Annotated in this window: 15 protein-coding genes; 7 read left to right on the plus strand and 8 right to left on the minus strand. The window is 64.8% G+C overall.

Annotated features, from left to right (window positions below; all coding sequences use genetic code 11):
• Positions 1-5: 5 nt before the first annotated feature.
• Both QKW60_RS17930 and QKW60_RS17935 read right to left on the minus strand, forming a co-directional pair.
• A complete protein-coding gene (locus QKW60_RS17930) occupies positions 6-1697 on the minus strand; it encodes a heparinase II/III family protein (RefSeq protein WP_282370839.1) in 1692 nt (563 codons plus the stop codon).
• Positions 1698-1831: 134 nt separating this feature from the next.
• Positions 1832-3115, minus strand: a complete 1284-nt coding sequence (locus tag QKW60_RS17935; RefSeq protein ID WP_282370717.1) for an RsmB/NOP family class I SAM-dependent RNA methyltransferase — start codon at positions 3113-3115, stop codon at positions 1832-1834.
• 68 nt (positions 3116-3183) lie between these two features.
• On the opposite strand from QKW60_RS17935, the gene QKW60_RS17940 reads away from it, so the two are divergent.
• Positions 3184-3363: a DUF1674 domain-containing protein gene (locus QKW60_RS17940; protein WP_282370719.1), complete on the plus strand. Its 180-nt coding sequence runs from the start codon at positions 3184-3186 to the stop codon at positions 3361-3363.
• Between the two features lie 40 nt (positions 3364-3403).
• Here the strand turns inward: QKW60_RS17940 and dapB are convergent, their stop codons facing one another.
• Positions 3404-4213: a 4-hydroxy-tetrahydrodipicolinate reductase gene (dapB, locus tag QKW60_RS17945; RefSeq protein ID WP_282370841.1), complete on the minus strand. Its 810-nt coding sequence runs from the start codon at positions 4211-4213 to the stop codon at positions 3404-3406.
• A gap of 108 nt (positions 4214-4321) precedes the next feature.
• Between dapB and rbfA the strand changes: the two genes are divergently transcribed.
• The 3 genes from rbfA to truB are packed head-to-tail and all read left to right on the plus strand — an operon-like array spanning position 4322 to position 6426.
• The gene (gene rbfA / locus QKW60_RS17950; protein ID WP_282370720.1) at positions 4322-4750 is read left to right on the plus strand and encodes a 30S ribosome-binding factor RbfA; all 429 of its coding nucleotides are present in this window, start codon (positions 4322-4324) and stop codon (positions 4748-4750) included.
• Positions 4731-5471, plus strand: coding sequence for a phosphodiester glycosidase family protein (locus QKW60_RS17955; RefSeq protein ID WP_419762702.1), 741 nt, complete (start codon positions 4731-4733; stop codon positions 5469-5471). Before rbfA ends, QKW60_RS17955 begins: the two co-directional genes overlap by 20 nt.
• A gap of 52 nt (positions 5472-5523) precedes the next feature.
• The gene (gene truB / locus QKW60_RS17960; protein WP_282370722.1) at positions 5524-6426 is read left to right on the plus strand and encodes a tRNA pseudouridine(55) synthase TruB; all 903 of its coding nucleotides are present in this window, start codon (positions 5524-5526) and stop codon (positions 6424-6426) included.
• A 9-nt stretch (positions 6427-6435) separates the two neighbouring features.
• On the opposite strand, the gene QKW60_RS17965 is transcribed toward truB, so the two are convergent.
• The 4 genes from QKW60_RS17965 to QKW60_RS17980 all read right to left on the minus strand — a co-directional run bounded on the left by QKW60_RS17965 (position 6436) and on the right by QKW60_RS17980 (position 13091).
• Positions 6436-7782 carry an aminotransferase class III-fold pyridoxal phosphate-dependent enzyme gene (locus QKW60_RS17965; RefSeq protein ID WP_282370725.1) on the minus strand — a complete coding sequence of 449 codons (1347 nt, stop codon included), beginning with the start codon at positions 7780-7782 and terminating at the stop codon, positions 6436-6438.
• A 46-nt stretch (positions 7783-7828) separates the two neighbouring features.
• A complete protein-coding gene (locus tag QKW60_RS17970) occupies positions 7829-9805 on the minus strand; it encodes an FAD-dependent oxidoreductase (RefSeq protein ID WP_282370727.1) in 1977 nt (658 codons plus the stop codon).
• 100 nt (positions 9806-9905) lie between these two features.
• Positions 9906-11453, minus strand: a complete 1548-nt coding sequence (locus tag QKW60_RS17975) for a trimethylamine methyltransferase family protein (RefSeq protein ID WP_282370729.1) — start codon at positions 11451-11453, stop codon at positions 9906-9908.
• Between the two features lie 186 nt (positions 11454-11639).
• The gene (locus QKW60_RS17980; RefSeq protein WP_282370731.1) at positions 11640-13091 is read right to left on the minus strand and encodes an aldehyde dehydrogenase family protein; all 1452 of its coding nucleotides are present in this window, start codon (positions 13089-13091) and stop codon (positions 11640-11642) included.
• A gap of 195 nt (positions 13092-13286) precedes the next feature.
• Between QKW60_RS17980 and QKW60_RS17985 the strand changes: the two genes are divergently transcribed.
• Positions 13287-13940 (plus strand): peroxiredoxin, encoded by a 654-nt coding sequence (locus tag QKW60_RS17985; protein WP_282370733.1) that lies wholly within the window; start codon positions 13287-13289, stop codon positions 13938-13940.
• 97 nt (positions 13941-14037) lie between these two features.
• Here QKW60_RS17985 and QKW60_RS17990 read toward each other — a convergent pair whose 3' ends face one another.
• Positions 14038-14631 carry a LuxR C-terminal-related transcriptional regulator gene (locus QKW60_RS17990; RefSeq protein WP_282370735.1) on the minus strand — a complete coding sequence of 198 codons (594 nt, stop codon included), beginning with the start codon at positions 14629-14631 and terminating at the stop codon, positions 14038-14040.
• A 145-nt stretch (positions 14632-14776) separates the two neighbouring features.
• Here QKW60_RS17990 and QKW60_RS17995 point away from each other — a divergent pair, with 145 nt between their 5' ends.
• Both QKW60_RS17995 and QKW60_RS18000 read left to right on the plus strand, forming a co-directional pair.
• Positions 14777-15481, plus strand: coding sequence for a CoA transferase subunit A (locus tag QKW60_RS17995; protein ID WP_282370737.1), 705 nt, complete (start codon positions 14777-14779; stop codon positions 15479-15481).
• Positions 15482-15484: 3 nt separating this feature from the next.
• Complete coding sequence (locus QKW60_RS18000) at positions 15485-16108, plus strand: CoA transferase subunit B (RefSeq protein ID WP_282370738.1); 624 nt, start codon at positions 15485-15487, stop codon at positions 16106-16108.
• Positions 16109-16161: the final 53 nt, after the last annotated feature.

Consider the following 16161-nt stretch of genomic DNA (forward strand, 5'->3'; position numbering starts at 1 on the left):
GTCCTTTATTCGGCGGTCACGTCTTCATCGCGCTCGGTGTCGCGGATGGCCTGTGGGGTATCCTGTGCCTTGGCCAAGGTCCAGCCCAGTTGCAGCGCATAGTCGAGGACATGGGCCGAAAGCACGATCTGTTTCGTCGCGCGCGGCTTCAGCCGCCCGGATTCGAGATAGACCGAAGGCTCCAGTGTCAGCTCTGCCCTTCCGTCGTGTCGGAAAATCCAGATCTCGCCGGATTTCAGCGCCATCGACACCGCCGTGCCGCCAAGGTCGAGTGCGGCATCGACATCGGGATGCAGATGAAACCGCAGGTCGAACGGCACGCCCTGATGCTTGGTCCGCTCCATGATCGTCTCGTACCGGCGCCGGTCGGCCACGGTCATCGCGCCCAGCGCATCCTCGCCCGTCAGTGTTCGGCCGTCGGTCGACAGGAACAACTGGCGGATATGGCTCAGCCCATGGGTCGGCACATAGCCATTATGCCCGGCTGTCAGGCGGCGGCCGAAAGCGTCGGATTCAGGCCGCGCCCAGACCTGTTCCGGAACATCGGAAAACTCGCTCCGCGCGCCCTCGGCAGCAAGACGGGAGGACGAAAAGCCGTGGATGGCGAGCGTCGAATGCGAGGGCGTGGCCCGTCCGGCCCGGCGCCATTCCGGCCCGAAACTCAGACCAGAACCGCAATTGACCACGACCGGGCGGCGGCCCGAAGTCAGCTCCATCGCGAGGGTGGAGGCGTGCGCGTTGACCGAGGCCCGTCCCTTGGGCGGAGGGGCGGCATCAACGATCACCGTGGTCCGGCCTGAGGCAAGACGGGCATAACCCATGGCCAGCCCATGCGCGGTCAGCGCGCGGCCACCGGCATTGGCCAGGGCCTGATCAAGCCGCCCCTCCAGCCCGCGTCCACCGCCCTGAAACCGCGCCAGACCGCCATCGGCATGGCGCAAGGCCCTGAGCGTCGGCGCGATCCGTTCGATCGCCGCCAGATGCGGCTTCGCAGGCGTGCGGCCCGCCTCGGCCAAAGCCGTCGCGGCCCAGGTCAGAAGCGTGAAGACCTCCAGCAACTCCTCCGGGTTCCGGGTCGGGATACCGCCTTCGGCATCGATCTCACGCTCGCATTCCCGGCCAAGGGCGGACGAGGCCGAGGTGACATGGCGCTCCATCCCGGTCAGCGACAGACCGGCATAGACGAGCCCGGTCAGCGCCTCGAACCGGGGAAGGCCGGGTGCTGCGGCCTTCCAGCGGCGCGACAAGAAAATGGTCTGGCGGCCAAGGCAGCGGAAATAGGCATCCGATGCCGCCCGGTCCTGACCGTTCAAAACAAGCAGCGCATGGTTGATCCAGCGGATAATCCGCCGCCCGGTCAGATCGGGAGTCCAGCCCGGCCCCCTCCCCCGTCCGTAGCGATCGATCCACTCGAAGATCCAGGTCCGGGCCTTGGCACTGGCCGACGCATCGGCGACAGCAGCCAGATCGTCGAGCCAGGCGCAGCCATGGATCTCGTCCTCAAAGCGCCGGTCGGGCACCGGCACATCCCAGATCGACCGGCCCTTGGCCTCGACCAGAAAGCCGGCAAACAGGAAGTTTCCGGCGCTGAGCTGACGCCCCCGGGCGAAGGACCCGATGCTCTTGGGGTCCGGTTGACTGACGAAACCGGTCGCGGGCCGGGCAAGCCCGCTCAGACGCGCATGCAGCCGGTGCATCGCACCGGCAAAGCCGCCGACCCCGCTTCCGGACCGTGTCACGCCTGCTTCCCTCGTTTTGCCTTCGGGGGGAACCCCACCCCGGGAATCTGCCCGTCGCCGAATTTACCGGCGTGCCCTGCCCCTGTCACCGGCTAATGGCCGGGCCGGAGGCAGGCGATGAAGAATCCGTCCATGCCGCCCCGTTCGGGCCAGTAATCGGGACGCAGCCTGAGCGCGTTTTCGTCGGTGATCCAATGCGGTGCCAGACCGGGAAGGTCAAGGGCCGCAGGGTCTGCGGCCAGACCCGGGTGCCGCGAAAGGGCGGCGGATACCTGCCGTTCGCCCTCATCCGGCAGAAGTGAACAGGTCGCGAAGACCAGCCGCCCGCCGGGTTTCAGCAGCGCGAGCGCCCGGTCGATCAGGGCCGCTTGCAGCGTGACAATGTCCTTCAAACCGGACGCATCACGAATATACGGCAGGTCGGGATGGCGGCGGATTGTGCCAGTTGCCGAACAGGGCGCGTCGAGCAGGATGGCGTCGTAGCGCTCCGGGGTCTCCCATGTCAGCGCGTCGGCGACAACGGTATCGGCGGCCAGCCTGCACCGTGCCAGATTTTCGCTCAGCCGTTCCATCCTCTGCGCCGAAAGGTCGAGCGCTGCGACATGCGCCCCGGCGGCAGCAAGTTGCAGCGTCTTGCCACCGGGTGCGGCGCAAAGGTCAAGGATGCGTTCGCCTGCCCGGGGGGCAAGGACCTTGGCGGCCAAAGCGGCGGCGACGTCCTGCACCCACCATTCGCCCTCGGCGTAACCCGGCAAGTCAGAGACCTGCGGCGAGCCGGTCAGCCGGACGGACCCGGTGGGCAGCGCTTCGCCACCAAGCCGGGCTGCAAGCTCCACTGCATCTTCATTCTTCGGCGTCAGATCAATCGGTGCGCCCAGCCCATGCGCCACCTCCATCGCCATCACGGCCTTCTTGCCCCAGGCCGACATCAGCCGCCCCCTGAGCCATCCGGGCAATTCCTGCGGAGGCAGCGCCGCCCAGACGGCAGGATCGGTTTCGGCTACGCGGCGCAGGACGGCATTGACCATGGCCGCAAACCCCTCCGCCTTCCGGCCCGAGGACCGGGTCAGCCCGACCGCCTCACTGACCACCCCATGGGCGGCGGCGCCCTCAGCCATGATCTCGGTCACGGCAAGACGCAGGATGGCGCGGACCGCAGGCGGCGGAGATTTGCGCAGAAAGGGTTTCAGGACCCGGTCGGCGCGGCTAAGATTGCGCAGGGTGATCAGCGACAGCCTCTGTGCCCGGGCCCGGTCGGGCGGGGCAAGTCTCGCGAGCGCACCGGCCGCGACCTGATCGCCAAGTGGCACCTGTTCCTCCAGCACTCCGAGGACGAGCCGGACCGCCCCGCTCCGCGCTGTCTGATCCGCCGCCATGCTCTCTCCGGTTGCCGCCCCTTTGGGGCGGGCCTATATCACGAAGGCAACCGTGACAAGGAAGGCCCATGGCGACAGATAGCGAGAACGACCTGCCCGCAGCGGCGAGACGCGCGCTGGCCGAGGCCGAGGAGCGTCGGCGCAAGGCGGAAGCTCTGGACCTGCCACCGGAACTCGGCGGTCGCGACGGGCCGGAACCGGTCCGCTTCGGTGACTGGGAGAAAAAGGGAATCGCAGTCGATTTCTGACAGCACTCCCGCCAGCGCGATCCTTACCCGGTAACAACCGTCACAGCCCCAGCACATCCAGCATATCATATTCGCCGGGCTTCTTGTCCTGCCCCCAGAGCGCGGCCTTGAGCGCGCCCCGGGCAAAGATGCTGCGATCTGTGGCAAGGTGGCGCAGTACGATGCGTTCACCGTCGGCAGCGAAGATCACGTCATGCTCGCCGACCACATCGCCGCCTCTGATTGCCGAAAACCCGATATGGCCACGCTGGCGCGCACCGGTGATGCCTTCGCGGGCGGCGTCGCGGATATCGGGGAAATTCAGCCTCCGGCCTTCTGCAGCCGCCTCACCCAGCATCAGCGCGGTGCCGGACGGTGCGTCCACCTTGTGGCGGTGATGCGCCTCGACGATCTCGATATCCCAGTCGGCGTCAAGGGCTGCCGCAACCTTCTTCGTCAGCTGGGTCAGCAGGTTGACCCCAAGGCTCATATTGCCCGCGCGCACAATGACCGCGTGCCGGGCGGCAGCTTTGACCTTGGCCAGATGTTCCGCTTCCATGCCGGTCGTGCCGATTACATGGACCGCGCGGGCCTGCGCCGCCAGCGCCGCAAACTCGACCGTCGCGGTGGGGGCGGTGAAGTCGATCACCGCCTGCGCTTTTGCAAAGGCCTCCAGCGGGTCATCGGTGACGGCGACACCCATCTCGGCCCCGCCCATCGCCTGCCCCAGATCGCGGCCAACCCAATCATGGCCCGTCCGTTCCACCGCACCGACAAGCCGCGCCCGGTCCGAGGCGAGGATCGTCTTCACCAGCATCTGTCCCATCCGGCCGGATACTCCGGTCACGACGATGCCGGGCAGGTCCTGAATGTCGGTCATGCGCGCCTCCCTGTCCTGTCTCTGCCCCCTTTAGCCGTTGCGCCCCGGCTTGGCAAAGCCCCGTTGCAGCCGCCGCGCCGCTGGATTACACCGGACGCCATGGCAGCGAACCGCTTCTCATCCGGCTCCGGCCCCTCCCAGCGTCAGCTTCGCGTCGGCGAACTGATCCGCCGGACTCTTTCGGAAATTCTTCAGCGTGGTGGCGTGCACAACGATACGTTGCGCGCCATGTCGATCACCGTGGGCGAAGTGCGCGTCTCGGCCGATCTGCGGGTGGCCACGGTCTATGTCCTACCCCTTGGCGGCAAGGATGCCGATGAAGCGATGGTGGCGCTCAACCGCTCTAAGGGCGAATTGCGTCACCATATCGGCAAGGCGATGAAGCTGAAATTCGCGCCGGAACTGCGATTCATGCTGGACGAGACCTTCGACCGGATGGACGAAACCCGTCGGCTTCTGTCGGATGAACGGGTACAGCGCGACCTCGCGAAGCATGACGATGAAGACGATGATCAGGATCTCGGCTAAGGCCGGACTTGCGTTGTTGCTCTTGGCCGGTAATCCACGGGCCGAAACCTGCCGCGATATGAAATTCGAAACCCAGTCCTACGCCATCTGCGACGTCACCTTTGGTGCCGATCTGCAACTGTTCCTGACCGGATCGGACGAACGCCCGATGGGTACGTTCGACCGGCTGCGCGATCAGGTGGAGGGCGGGGGCAAATCGCTGATCTTTGCGATGAACGCCGGCATGTATCATTCCGACCGCTCGCCGGTCGGGCTCTATGTCGAGCGGGCACAGGAAAAAGCGCCGATCGTCACCCGCGAGGGGCCAGGCAATTTCGGGCTCTTGCCAAACGGAGTCTTCTGCATCTCTGAGAACGGTTTCACCGTTGCGGAAACCCGTGCCTTTGCGGCAAGGTCGCCGGATTGCGCCTTTGCCACCCAATCGGGGCCGATGCTGGTCATCGACGGTGCGCTGCATCCACGGTTCCTGCCAGACTCCGACTCGCGCTATGTCCGCAATGGCGTCGGCGTCAGCATCGACGGGCAAAGGGCGGTCTTTGCCATCTCTGACGCGCCGGTCAGTTTCCACGAATTTGCGCGCCTCTTCCGCGACGGGCTGGACCTGCCTAACGCGCTTTACTTCGATGGCAAGGTTTCGCGCCTTTACGCGCCCGAGATTGGAAGGGACGATATCGGTTTTCCGATGGGGCCAATGGTGGGGCTTGTCGCCCCCGGGCGTTGACGCCGCGCGCAGCATTGGGTAGCTGGCGGCCTTCTTCGGGAAGGAAAAGAACATGGCACGCAAGAAGGGTCGCGACATTTCCGGCTGGCTGGTGGTGGACAAGCCTGCGGGCATGACCTCGACCTCGGTCGTGAACAAGGTGCGCTGGGCGCTGGATGCCAAGAAGGCGGGCCACGCCGGAACGCTCGACCCCGAGGCGACGGGGGTGCTTGCCGTGGCGCTCGGCGAGGCGACGAAGACCGTGCCTTTCATCACAGATGCGCTGAAATGCTACCGCTTTGCGGTGCGTCTGGGGGTCGCCACCAATACCGACGACGCCGAAGGCGAGGTAATCGCGACATCGGAGGCGCGGCCCACGGATGACGAGATCCGCGCCGCTTTGGCGCCGTTCCGGGGCGAGATCATGCAGGTCCCGCCGCAGTTTTCCGCCGTGAAGGTCGATGGTGAGCGCGCCTACGCCCTTGCCCGCGCGGGCGAGGAGATGGAACTGGCCGCCCGCCCCCTCTGGGTCGAAAGCCTCGAGATGATCGCACGGCCCGACGCCGACACGGTCGAACTGGAAATGGTCTGCGGCAAGGGCGGCTATGTCCGCTCCATCGCCCGCGATCTGGGGGCCGCCCTTGGCTGCCACGGCCATGTCACATGGCTGCGCCGCGAATGGTCGGGGCCGTTCGAGGCTGCCGATGGAGTCACGGTCGAAAAGATCGACGAACTCGCAAAGACCGAGGCGCTCGATGCGCTTCTTCTGCCGCTTGAGGTCGGGCTGGCCGATCTGCCGGAACTGAAGGCGACGCCCGAAGGCGCGGCGCGGCTGAAAAACGGCAATCCCGGCATGGTCTTCGCCTCCGACGTCGAATGGGGCGACGAGGCCTGGGCCAGCCATCAGGGCCGTGCCGTCGCGGTCGGCGTCTACAAGTCGGGCGAACTGCACCCGAGCCGTGTCTTCAACCTTTGAAAAAGCCGATCAGGCCCCGGACACATCGGCGAGGAATGCGCCCGCAACCTCGACATAGCGGTCGATATCAGCCTCGTCATGCGCGAACCCAACCTGCGGCGCGGCCGAGATGATCGCCTCCCAGATCCCGCGATTGGCCATGAACACGCGCCGCGCGGCGCTGAATGACCGGTCAAGCGAGGGCTTCGCCTCGGCATAGTTCCGCGGCGCTTCGGGTGTGAGGCAAAACCCCGCACGCGGCCCCAGGCGGAATGACCGCCAGGGCAGGCCATGCCGGGCGATCAGCCCGTCGAGCCCGTCGGCAAGCCGGGTTCCGAGCCGCACAAGGCGGGTGTAACCGTCCTCGGTCAGAATCTCTTCCAGACCGGCGCGGGTCGCCGCCAAGCTGAGCGCATTGCCAAAGAGCGTACCGCCGATGGCCAGCCCGTTCCGGTCGCGCGAAATGGATTCAAGCTGGTCTTCGACGAACGCGCCGATCTCTAGCGTCATGCCGTAGCAGGCGAAGGCAACGCCAGTGCCAAGCCCCTTGCCGAGGCACAGGAAGTCCGCGGTCAACCCATCGCCCGGCGCGAGGCCGCCATAGGCGAATTGCCAGGTATGGGTCTCATCGAACGCAAAGAGCGTGCCCGCCGCGCGGCACAAAGCATGCGCTTCCGTCAGGAATCCGGGCTCGGCAAGGACGAGCGTGCAATTGGTCAGCGCGGGTTCGGTCATCACCAGCGCGACATCCCCGCCCGCTAGTGCAGCGCGCAGGGCAGCGGGGTCGTTGAACGGGATCACGACGGTGTCGCGCACCGAAGCCGGTGCCAGACCCAGCGCGTCCGGCGGGCCGTCCCCGGCCATCGTGGTATCGAGATGGCCGTGATACTTGCCCTCAAACACCACCACTTTCTGCCGCCCCGTCATGGCGCGGGCGATGCGGATGATCTCGGTATTCGCCTGCGAGGCGCTGAGCGTGTACTGCCAGAACTGGAAACCCGTCCGGCGCCGCAGTTGCTCCGCAACGGCAATCGCATCCTCAGACGGCATCAGATATTGCACGCCGCGCGCCGCCGTTTCCGCAATACGACGGCTGACGGCGGTCGGGCCGTAGCCGATGGTGTTGCTCAGATCGGCAAGGTTGAAGTCGATATAGCGGTTGCCGTCGGCATCCTCAAAGGTGCTGCCTTCGCCCCCTACGGCACAGATCGGCGGATGCGCGAAGAGCCCCGCCATCCAGGCCATCGGCACGCCGTCAGGCATCACCTCGCGTGCTCTCGCAATCAGATTTGCCGATTTCGGCGTTCTGGCAACGAACGCCCGATACTCTCGCTCGAACACGGCGTTCAGCCGTGCCGGATCGATCCCCGCAACCATACCCAATGCCCCCCGGTGTCCATCGAATGGGCAAAGTATGCGCCCATCACAGGCTCAAGGCTACTTTTCTTCCTTCGTGGAACGCATAGGGCGCCTGCCGGGGGGCGGCGGCATCGCCGATGAGATGGGTTTCGACATCCGAAAGGTCGGCCGAGAGCGGATCGAAGGCGCGGTTGGTCGTGGAGATGACAAGGGCGGAGGCCTCCAGCCGGCTGTCGGCCCCGGTCAGCATGTTGCGGAGAGTCGCGCCATTCCCATGCCATGCGGAGATCAGGTGTTCGGTCAGGAAGGTGACGCCAAGGCTGGCGAGGCCGGGCCGGAGCGGGATGTCGGAGGAGGTGCGCGCCAGTTCCTTGCCGATGAAGGGTTCCGGTGTGACGATCGTCACCTTCAGCCCCCGCTCGGCCATCGCCCAGGCGGTGCCCAGCCCGCGCCAGTGGCCGCCCTCGTCATAAAGGATGACATGGTCCCCGAGCTTTGCCTCACGGCGCATCACGTCCTCGGGCGACCAGACATTGCCCCGGTCGATGCCGGGCAGCCGCTCGGCCCCGGGCATCCAGCGCTGGAACCCATCCTCATCGGGCAGCGAGCCGGTCGCCAGCACCACGGCGTCCGGTTCCAGCGCGCGGACATCGTCTGCGTCCATATAGCTGTTCAGATGCAGCCGCACCTGTAGCTTTTCAAACTGGCGTTCATACCAGTCCATCAGGTCGAGGATCTGCGCCCGGCGCGGTTGTTCACCCGCCAGCCGGAACTGGCCGCCGACCCGGGGCTGCGCCTCGAAGATATCGACGCGGTGGCCGCGTTCTGCTGCCACGCGCGCGGCTTCCAACCCGGCGGGGCCAGCGCCGACGACGACCACGCGGCGGGGCTTGTCGGCGGGCGTGAAACGGTCGCCGCCCCATTCGAATTCGCGCCCCGCCGAGGGGTTAATCAGGCAGGAAATCCAGTAGTCGCGCGACCGCCGCCCCCAGCACATCTGGTTGCAGGAGATGCAACCCCGCACATCCTCGGCCCGACCCTCGGTTGTCTTCCGCGCCAGATGCGGGTCGGCGATCTGGCCGCGCACGATGGAAACAAGGTCGGCCTGACCGGAGGCGATCACCGCCTCGGCGTTTTCCGGCGTGCGGATATGCGCCTCGGACGTCACTTTGGCGTGTTTGACGATCTTCTTCAGTTCCTCGGTGAAAGGCGCGGTCAGCTTTTCGGCGTAGAGGAAGGTCGGCATGAGCCGTTGGAAATCCAAATAGCCGCCATGACCGCAGGTGACATAGTCGATATGGCCGGTGGCATCGTGCAATGCCACGACCTCAGCCAAAGCCTCGCCCTGAAGCGTTACGTCATAGGCGTCGGACGTGCTGATCGCGAGGCCGATGATGAAGTCCTCGCCACAGGCACGGCGGATGCCCTCGATGATCGTGCGCGACATGCGGGTGCGGTTTTCCAGCGACCCGCCCCACTTGTCGGTGCGCTTGTTCGACCACGGGGTCCAGAACTGGTCGAGAAGCGAGTGGTAGGCGCCCCAGACCTCCACCCCCTGAAAGCCGCCCTTCTGGCAGCGGATGGCAGCGGCGATATGCGCCTCGATCAGTTCCTCGATCTCGGCCTCGGTCATGGCGTGGGAGCCGTCGCTGTCGTGGTAGGACGGTCCGCCCGACGGCCCCCAATGCGGCGAGAACGAGAGGTCGGAATCGCCGTGCGCCCCGATGTGGTAGAGCTGTTGCAGAAGGACCGCGCCCGCCTCTTTAACCGGCTCGGTCACTTTGCGGAAATGCGGAATGACGTCGTCTGTGCCGTGCCGGAAGTTGCCGCGTGTCAGGACGCCCGTAGGGTGGACCGGCATCGGCTCGGCCACGATCATCGCGGCACCGCCCAAGGCGCGTTCCAGAAGATAGGCACCGAAGCGGGGGCCCGGCAGGCCCATATCGGACATGTTCGCGGTATGGGCGCCGAAGACGATGCGATTGCGCAATGTCTGACCGCGCAAGGTGATCGGGGAAAGAAGGTGGGGATGGGTCGTCATCAGGCTCTGCTCCGCGACCGGTTCCGGCTTGTACCGGCCTGATTGTTACGCGCCTCACCTCCCCCTCGTGGGGAGGGGAGGGGGGTGGGGGGCTCGCCGCTCAGTACCAGGCGTCGGGCATCGCCGCCTTTTTCTTCGCCATGAACTCTTTCAGCGCTTCGTCGATGCCTTCATCGAGATGCGGCGCCTCGTATTCGCGCAAGCGCTGCTTCCAGAGCCGGTTGGCGCGGGTTGCCGCATCGTCGCTGCCAGCAGCTTCCCATTTCTCGAAGGGCTCGTTGTCGGCGGTCTCGCTGTCCCAGAAGGCGGTCTCGTAGTTCGCCATCGTGTGCGAGCAGCCGAAGAAATGGTTGCCCGGACCCACTTCGGCAAAGGCGTCGACGGCCAGCTCGTTGTCGTCGATCTTCACCCCGTCGAGATAGGTATGCAGCGCGCCACACAGATCCGCATCCAGCATGAACTTCTCGTAGGACATCGACAACAGGCCGTCGAGGAAGCCCGCCGAATGCATCAGGAAGTTTGCGCCGCAATGCACGGCCGCGAGCATCGACATCACCCCTTCGGTCATCGCTTGCGCATCGGGCAGTTTAGATGTCGTGAAGTTGCCTGAACAGCGGAGTGGCAGGTCCAGCCGTCGGCAAAGCTGACCGATCACCATCGAGCCGATCGCCGGTTCCGGTGTGCCGAATGTGGGCGAGCCCGAGCGCAGGTTCATCGACGACAGGAAGTTGCCGAAGATCACCGGGGCGCCCTTGCGCTCCAGTTGGGTGAGCGCACAGCCCGCCATCGTCTCGGCCAGCGACTGGGCAATGGCACCAGCGGTGGTAACCGGACCCATCGCCCCGCCGAGGATGAAGGGCACGACGATCGCGGCCTGATTGGCGCGGGCATAGGCGCGCAGGGACTTGGTCATGGTGCCGTCCCAGACGAGCGGCGAGTTGACGTTAACGTTGCCGAGGATGACGCAGTTACGGTCAACGAAGTCATTGCCGAACACGATGCGCGCCATGTCGATGGAATCCTCGCTGCGCTCTTCGGCGGTGACCGAGCCGGAAAACGGTCGGTCGGAATAGCGAAGATGGGAATAGACCATGTCGAGGTGACGCTTGTTGACCGGGATATCGGTCGGTTCGCAGATCGTGCCGCCGGAATGGTGGAACCAGGGGGAGGACTGCGCCAGCTTCACGAAATTCTCGAAATCCTGAATCGTGCCGAAGCGGCGGCCGCGATCAAGGTCCATCACGAAGGGGCAGCCATAGGATGGGGAAAAGACAACATTCCGGCCGCCGATCTGGACGGTATTTTCCGGGTTGCGGGCATGCTGGGTGAATTCGGCGGGCGCGGCTTTCAGGATCTCGCGCAGCATGCCGGGTTCGAACTTCACCAGAAGGCCCTCGACCTTGGCGCCGGCCCTTTTCCAGAGGTCAATCGCGGTGTCATCGTCGCGGAACTCGATCCCGGTTTCGGCGAGGATGCGGTCGGCGGCGGCCTCGATCTTCAGGAGGTTCTCTTCCGACATGATGTCGTAGGTCGGGATGTTGCGGGTGATGTAGGGCCGTCCCAACCCCGTCGCCTTGTGCGACCGTTCACGCCGCCGCGCTTCGCGCCCGCCATGCCTGACCCGTGCGGTTGCGTCCTGACCCGTCATGCTTCTCTCCCCGAAAACGCGCGTCCCTCTCAATTCTAGGGGGAGTGGCGCGCTCGGGGAAAGTAGCCATGGCGACATTCGACCGGGGTGAAATGTCGTTTTGAACCGGCAGGTGGGCGGGTTCTCCGGCGTCAGCCGGAGCGGTCCGGAGGGGCTCGATGCCCCGACCGGACCGGGCTGGTCAACCTATTCGGCCGCAATATCGCTGGCCCAGCCGGAGATCGCCTTGACCTCGAGGAATTCCTCGATGCCCCAATGACCGCCCTCGCGGGCGCGGCCCGAGGCTTTGACCCCGCCGAAGGGTGAGCCCGCGCCACGGCTCTGGCCATTCATCTCCACCATGCCGGATTTCAGCGCCAGCGCCATGCGGTTGCGCTTTGCGCCGTCCTGGGTCTGGACATAGTTCGTGAGGCCGTAGGGCGTGTCGTTGGCGATCCTGACAGCATCCGCCTCGTCCTCGAACGGGATGATCGACAGGACCGGGCCAAAGATTTCCTCGCGCTCGATGGTCATGCCGGGTGTCACATCGGCAAAGACCGTGGGGCGGACGTAATAGCCCTTGTTCATCCCCTCGGGCAGACCAAGACCACCTGCAACCAGCCGCGCGCCTTCGTCGATGCCCTTCTGGATATAGCCCTGAATCTGCTCCCACTGACGCTTGTTCACCACCGGGCCAATATGGCGTCCGGGTTCAGAGGCCGGGCCGACCGTGACCGATTTCGCGACCTCGGCCGCCTCATCGACCACGCGGTCATAGACCGAGCGTTCGACCAGCATGCGCGACGGCGCGTTACAGCTTTGCCCGGAATTCTGCATCATGTGGATCACGCCGCGCTTCACGGCCTTTTCATCGGCATCGGCGAAGATCACGTTGGCGCCCTTGCCACCGAGTTCCAGCGTCACGCGCTTCAGCGTTTCAGCGGCGGCCTTGGAAATGGCCTTGCCCGCACGGGTCGAGCCGGTGAAGGAAATCATCTCCACATCCGGATGCTCTGACAGCCGCGCGCCAACGCCCATCCCGTCGCCGTTCACCAGGTTGAAGACGCCGGGCGGTACGCCCGCATCGTGGCAGAACTCGGCGAAGATCATCGCGTTGAGGGGCGATTCTTCAGATGGTTTCAGCACGCAGGTGCAGCCCGCCAGAAGCGCCGGAATGGCCTTCAGCGCGATCTGGTTCATCGGCCAGTTCCACGGCGTGATCAGGCCGACGACGCCGATCGGCTCCAGCGATATCCGGTCATTCGGGGCATGGGGGCCGAGGGGTTTGACCCATTCGATTTCATCAAAGGCCTTGAGGAAATTGTTCAGATGCCAAGGCAGGCAGGGAGCCTGGCTGCCCTTCGCCATGTCGATGGGCGCGCCCATTTCGCAGGAAATGGCTTCGGCCAGCTCGTCCTTGCGCTTTTCATATTGCTCAAGGATGCGCACAACCACCGCGCGGCGCTCCGCCGGGTGTGTTGCGGCCCAGGCCGGGAAAGCCGCCTTGGCGGCAGCGACAGCGACGTCGGCATCGGCGGCGGAGCCGAGCGAGATCACCGCGCAGGGTTCCTCGGTCGACGGGTCGATGACCGGGCAGTCGCGGGGGGCAATCGGCGCGGACCACCGCCCGTTGATGTAGAAGTCGCGTTTCTCGATCATGGCAAACCTCGTCTGTTGGCGGCGGGAGACTGGCATCTGCGAATCCCCGCCGCAAGGGTTGCGCATAATTTGATCAAATTATTTCTGCCGTCAATCCCGGCTTTTTGTCGCGGCTTGACCAATCATGGTGCAAACGTCCTCATGCGAGCCTATGTTTACGACAACACTCTACGGAAAAACGGAAAGGAGCATCCGATGGGGCTGCGCATCAACGACACCGTTCCCAACTTTACCGCCCAGACCGATCAGGGGGTCATCCAGTTCCACGACTGGATCGGCGACAGCTGGGCCATTCTCTTTTCCCACCCGAAGGATTTCACCCCGGTCTGCACCACCGAGTTCGGCGCGGTTGCGCGGTTGGCCGAGGAATGGCGGAAGCGCAATACCAAGGTGATCGGCATTTCGGTCGACGGGATCGAGGAGCACAAGCGCTGGAAGAACGACATCCATGTCGCGGGCGGCGCCCATCCCGGCTTCCCGATCATCGCCGATGACGGTCTGCACGTGTCGAAAGCCTTCGACATGCTGCCGCACGAGGCCTATCTGCCGGAAAACGCCACTGCCAATGACAGCCAGACCGTGCGATCGGTTTTCATCATCGGGCCGGACAAGAAGCTGAAGCTTTCGATGACCTACCCGATGAATGTGGGCCGTAACTTCGCCGAGGTGCTGCGCGCGCTCGACGCGCTTCAGACGGCCAATGGCAAGGGCGTGGCCACCCCGGCCGACTGGACCCCGGGCGGCGACGTGATCATCCCGCTCGCGCATGACGACAAGGCGGCAAAGGAAAAATTCGGTGAGTTCAAAGCCGTCCTGCCCTATCTGCGCTATACGAAAGTGCCGGAATAAAACGGACCAAACGGGGCGCCGTCTGTTCGGCGGGCGCCCCGTCCTGTGGTTCCCGTCTGCATAGACAGAGTGACACCTTGAAAATCCCGGGCATAGCCTAACCGTCCTGCCCTGTAGTCGCATCCGGATCGGGTGTTGCCAGCAGTTTGCGGACCAGTTCGAAACTGTTCCGAACCTGCATCTTGCGGATCATATTAGCGCGGTGCACCTCGACGGTGCGGTGCGAACAATTCAGCGCCAGCGCAATCTCCTTGCTGGTGAAGCCGTTGACCAGATACCGCGCCACGCGCTTTTCGGCGGCGGTGAGCGGTCCAAACTGCGCCGCCTTGCGGTCGGTGGGGCGATAGGTCCAGATCGCCAGCCGTTGCGGATCGGCCCGGTCGAGCGCCGCCCCGCAGCCCTCCATCCAGACGACCTGCCCGTCCTTCCTGCGCATGAATCGTTCGTCCTGATAGACCGGCTGTTCCATCAGCGCCCGCCGCGCCCTTTCGCCGATGACTTCATAGTCGCTCTGCCCGGGATAAAGCAGTCGGATCGACTGTCCCTCCAACTCGGCCGGTGCCCAGCCGAAAACATCGAGAACCCTCAGGCTGGCGCGCAGGATCACCCGGTCCTTGAGGATCAGCGTCGCATCCGGCGCATGCAGGAAGGCAAGCCTTTCATAGTCGCGGGTTGGGGCGGTCGGAGGCACGGCGCCTTCCCTCAGAATACGTATCTCTCTACGTATTCTTACGGATGGCAGTCCGTAGTGCAATCCGTCACGGTCGTGCCGACCAACGGCGCCCGCGCCTCACGGCACGGTTACCCGTATCCAGAACATCGGAAGGAGGATGCCGGTGAAGAAAGTCTATGGAAGCGCGAAAGAGGCCCTCGACGGGCTGCTTTTCGACGGCATGCTGATCGCGGCGGGGGGCTTTGGCCTCTGCGGCATTCCCGAACTCCTGATCGCGGCGATCCGCGATGCGGGCACCAAGGACATCACGGTCGCCTCGAACAACGCTGGCGTCGACGGCTTCGGCCTCGGCCAGTTGCTGGAAACCCGGCAGATCAAGAAAATGATCTCCTCCTATGTCGGCGAGAATGCCGAATTCATGCGCCAGTACCTCTCGGGCGAGCTGGAGCTGGAGTTCAATCCGCAAGGCACCCTGGCCGAACGCATGCGCGCAGGCGGCGCGGGCATTCCCGGCTTCTACACCAAGACCGGCGTCGGCACGGTGATCGCCGAGGGCAAGGAGCACAAGGACTTCGACGGCCAGACCTATATCCTCGAACGGGGGATCGTGGCCGACCTCTCCATCGTCAAGGCCTGGAAGGCCGATGACACCGGCAACCTCGTCTTCCGCAAGACCGCGCGCAACTTCAACCCACCTGCGGCCACCTGCGGCAAGGTCTGCGTCGCTGAGGTGGAGGAGATTGTCCCGCGCGGCAGCCTCGACCCCGACAAGATTCATCTGCCCGGCATCTACGTGCACCGGATCATCAAGGGCACACAGGAAAAGCGCATCGAGAACCGCACCACCCGCAAGCGTGAGGAGGCCTGAACCATGCCCTGGGATCGCAATCAGATGGCGGCGCGCGCCGCGCAGGAACTGGAAGACGGCATGTATGTCAATCTCGGGATCGGCATCCCGACGCTTGTCGCCAACTATGTCGGCGACAAGGACATCACGCTGCAATCGGAAAACGGCATGCTCGGCATGGGCCCCTTCCCCTACGAGGGAGAGGAAGACCCCGACCTGATCAATGCCGGCAAGCAGACGATCACCGAGCTTTCCCGCACCTCGTATTTCGACAGCGCCCAGAGCTTCGCGATGATCCGCGGCGGCAAGATCGCTGCGGCCATCCTTGGCGCGATGGAAGTGGCCGAGAACGGCGATCTGGCGAACTGGATGATCCCCGGCAAGCTGGTCAAGGGCATGGGCGGCGCGATGGACCTCGTGGCCGGGGTCGGCAAGGTCATCGTGGTGATGGACCACACATCCAAGCACGGCGAATCGAAGGTGCTGAAGGAATGCACCCTGCCCCTGACCGGCAAGGGCGTGGTGGACCGGATCATCACCAATCTCGGCGTTTTGGACGTGGTTCCGGGCGGGCTGAAGATCGTAGAAGTGGCTGACGGCGTGACCGAGGCCGAGTTGCGGGCAGCGACTGAAGCGACGATCGTCTGACGGTGTCATCGCGGCCGGAGACAGCTTTCCCCGGCCGCGATATTGTCAACATT

It is taken from the genome of Albidovulum aestuarii, assembly GCF_029961185.1.
GTDB classification, from domain to species: Bacteria; Pseudomonadota; Alphaproteobacteria; order Rhodobacterales; family Rhodobacteraceae; genus Albidovulum; species Albidovulum aestuarii.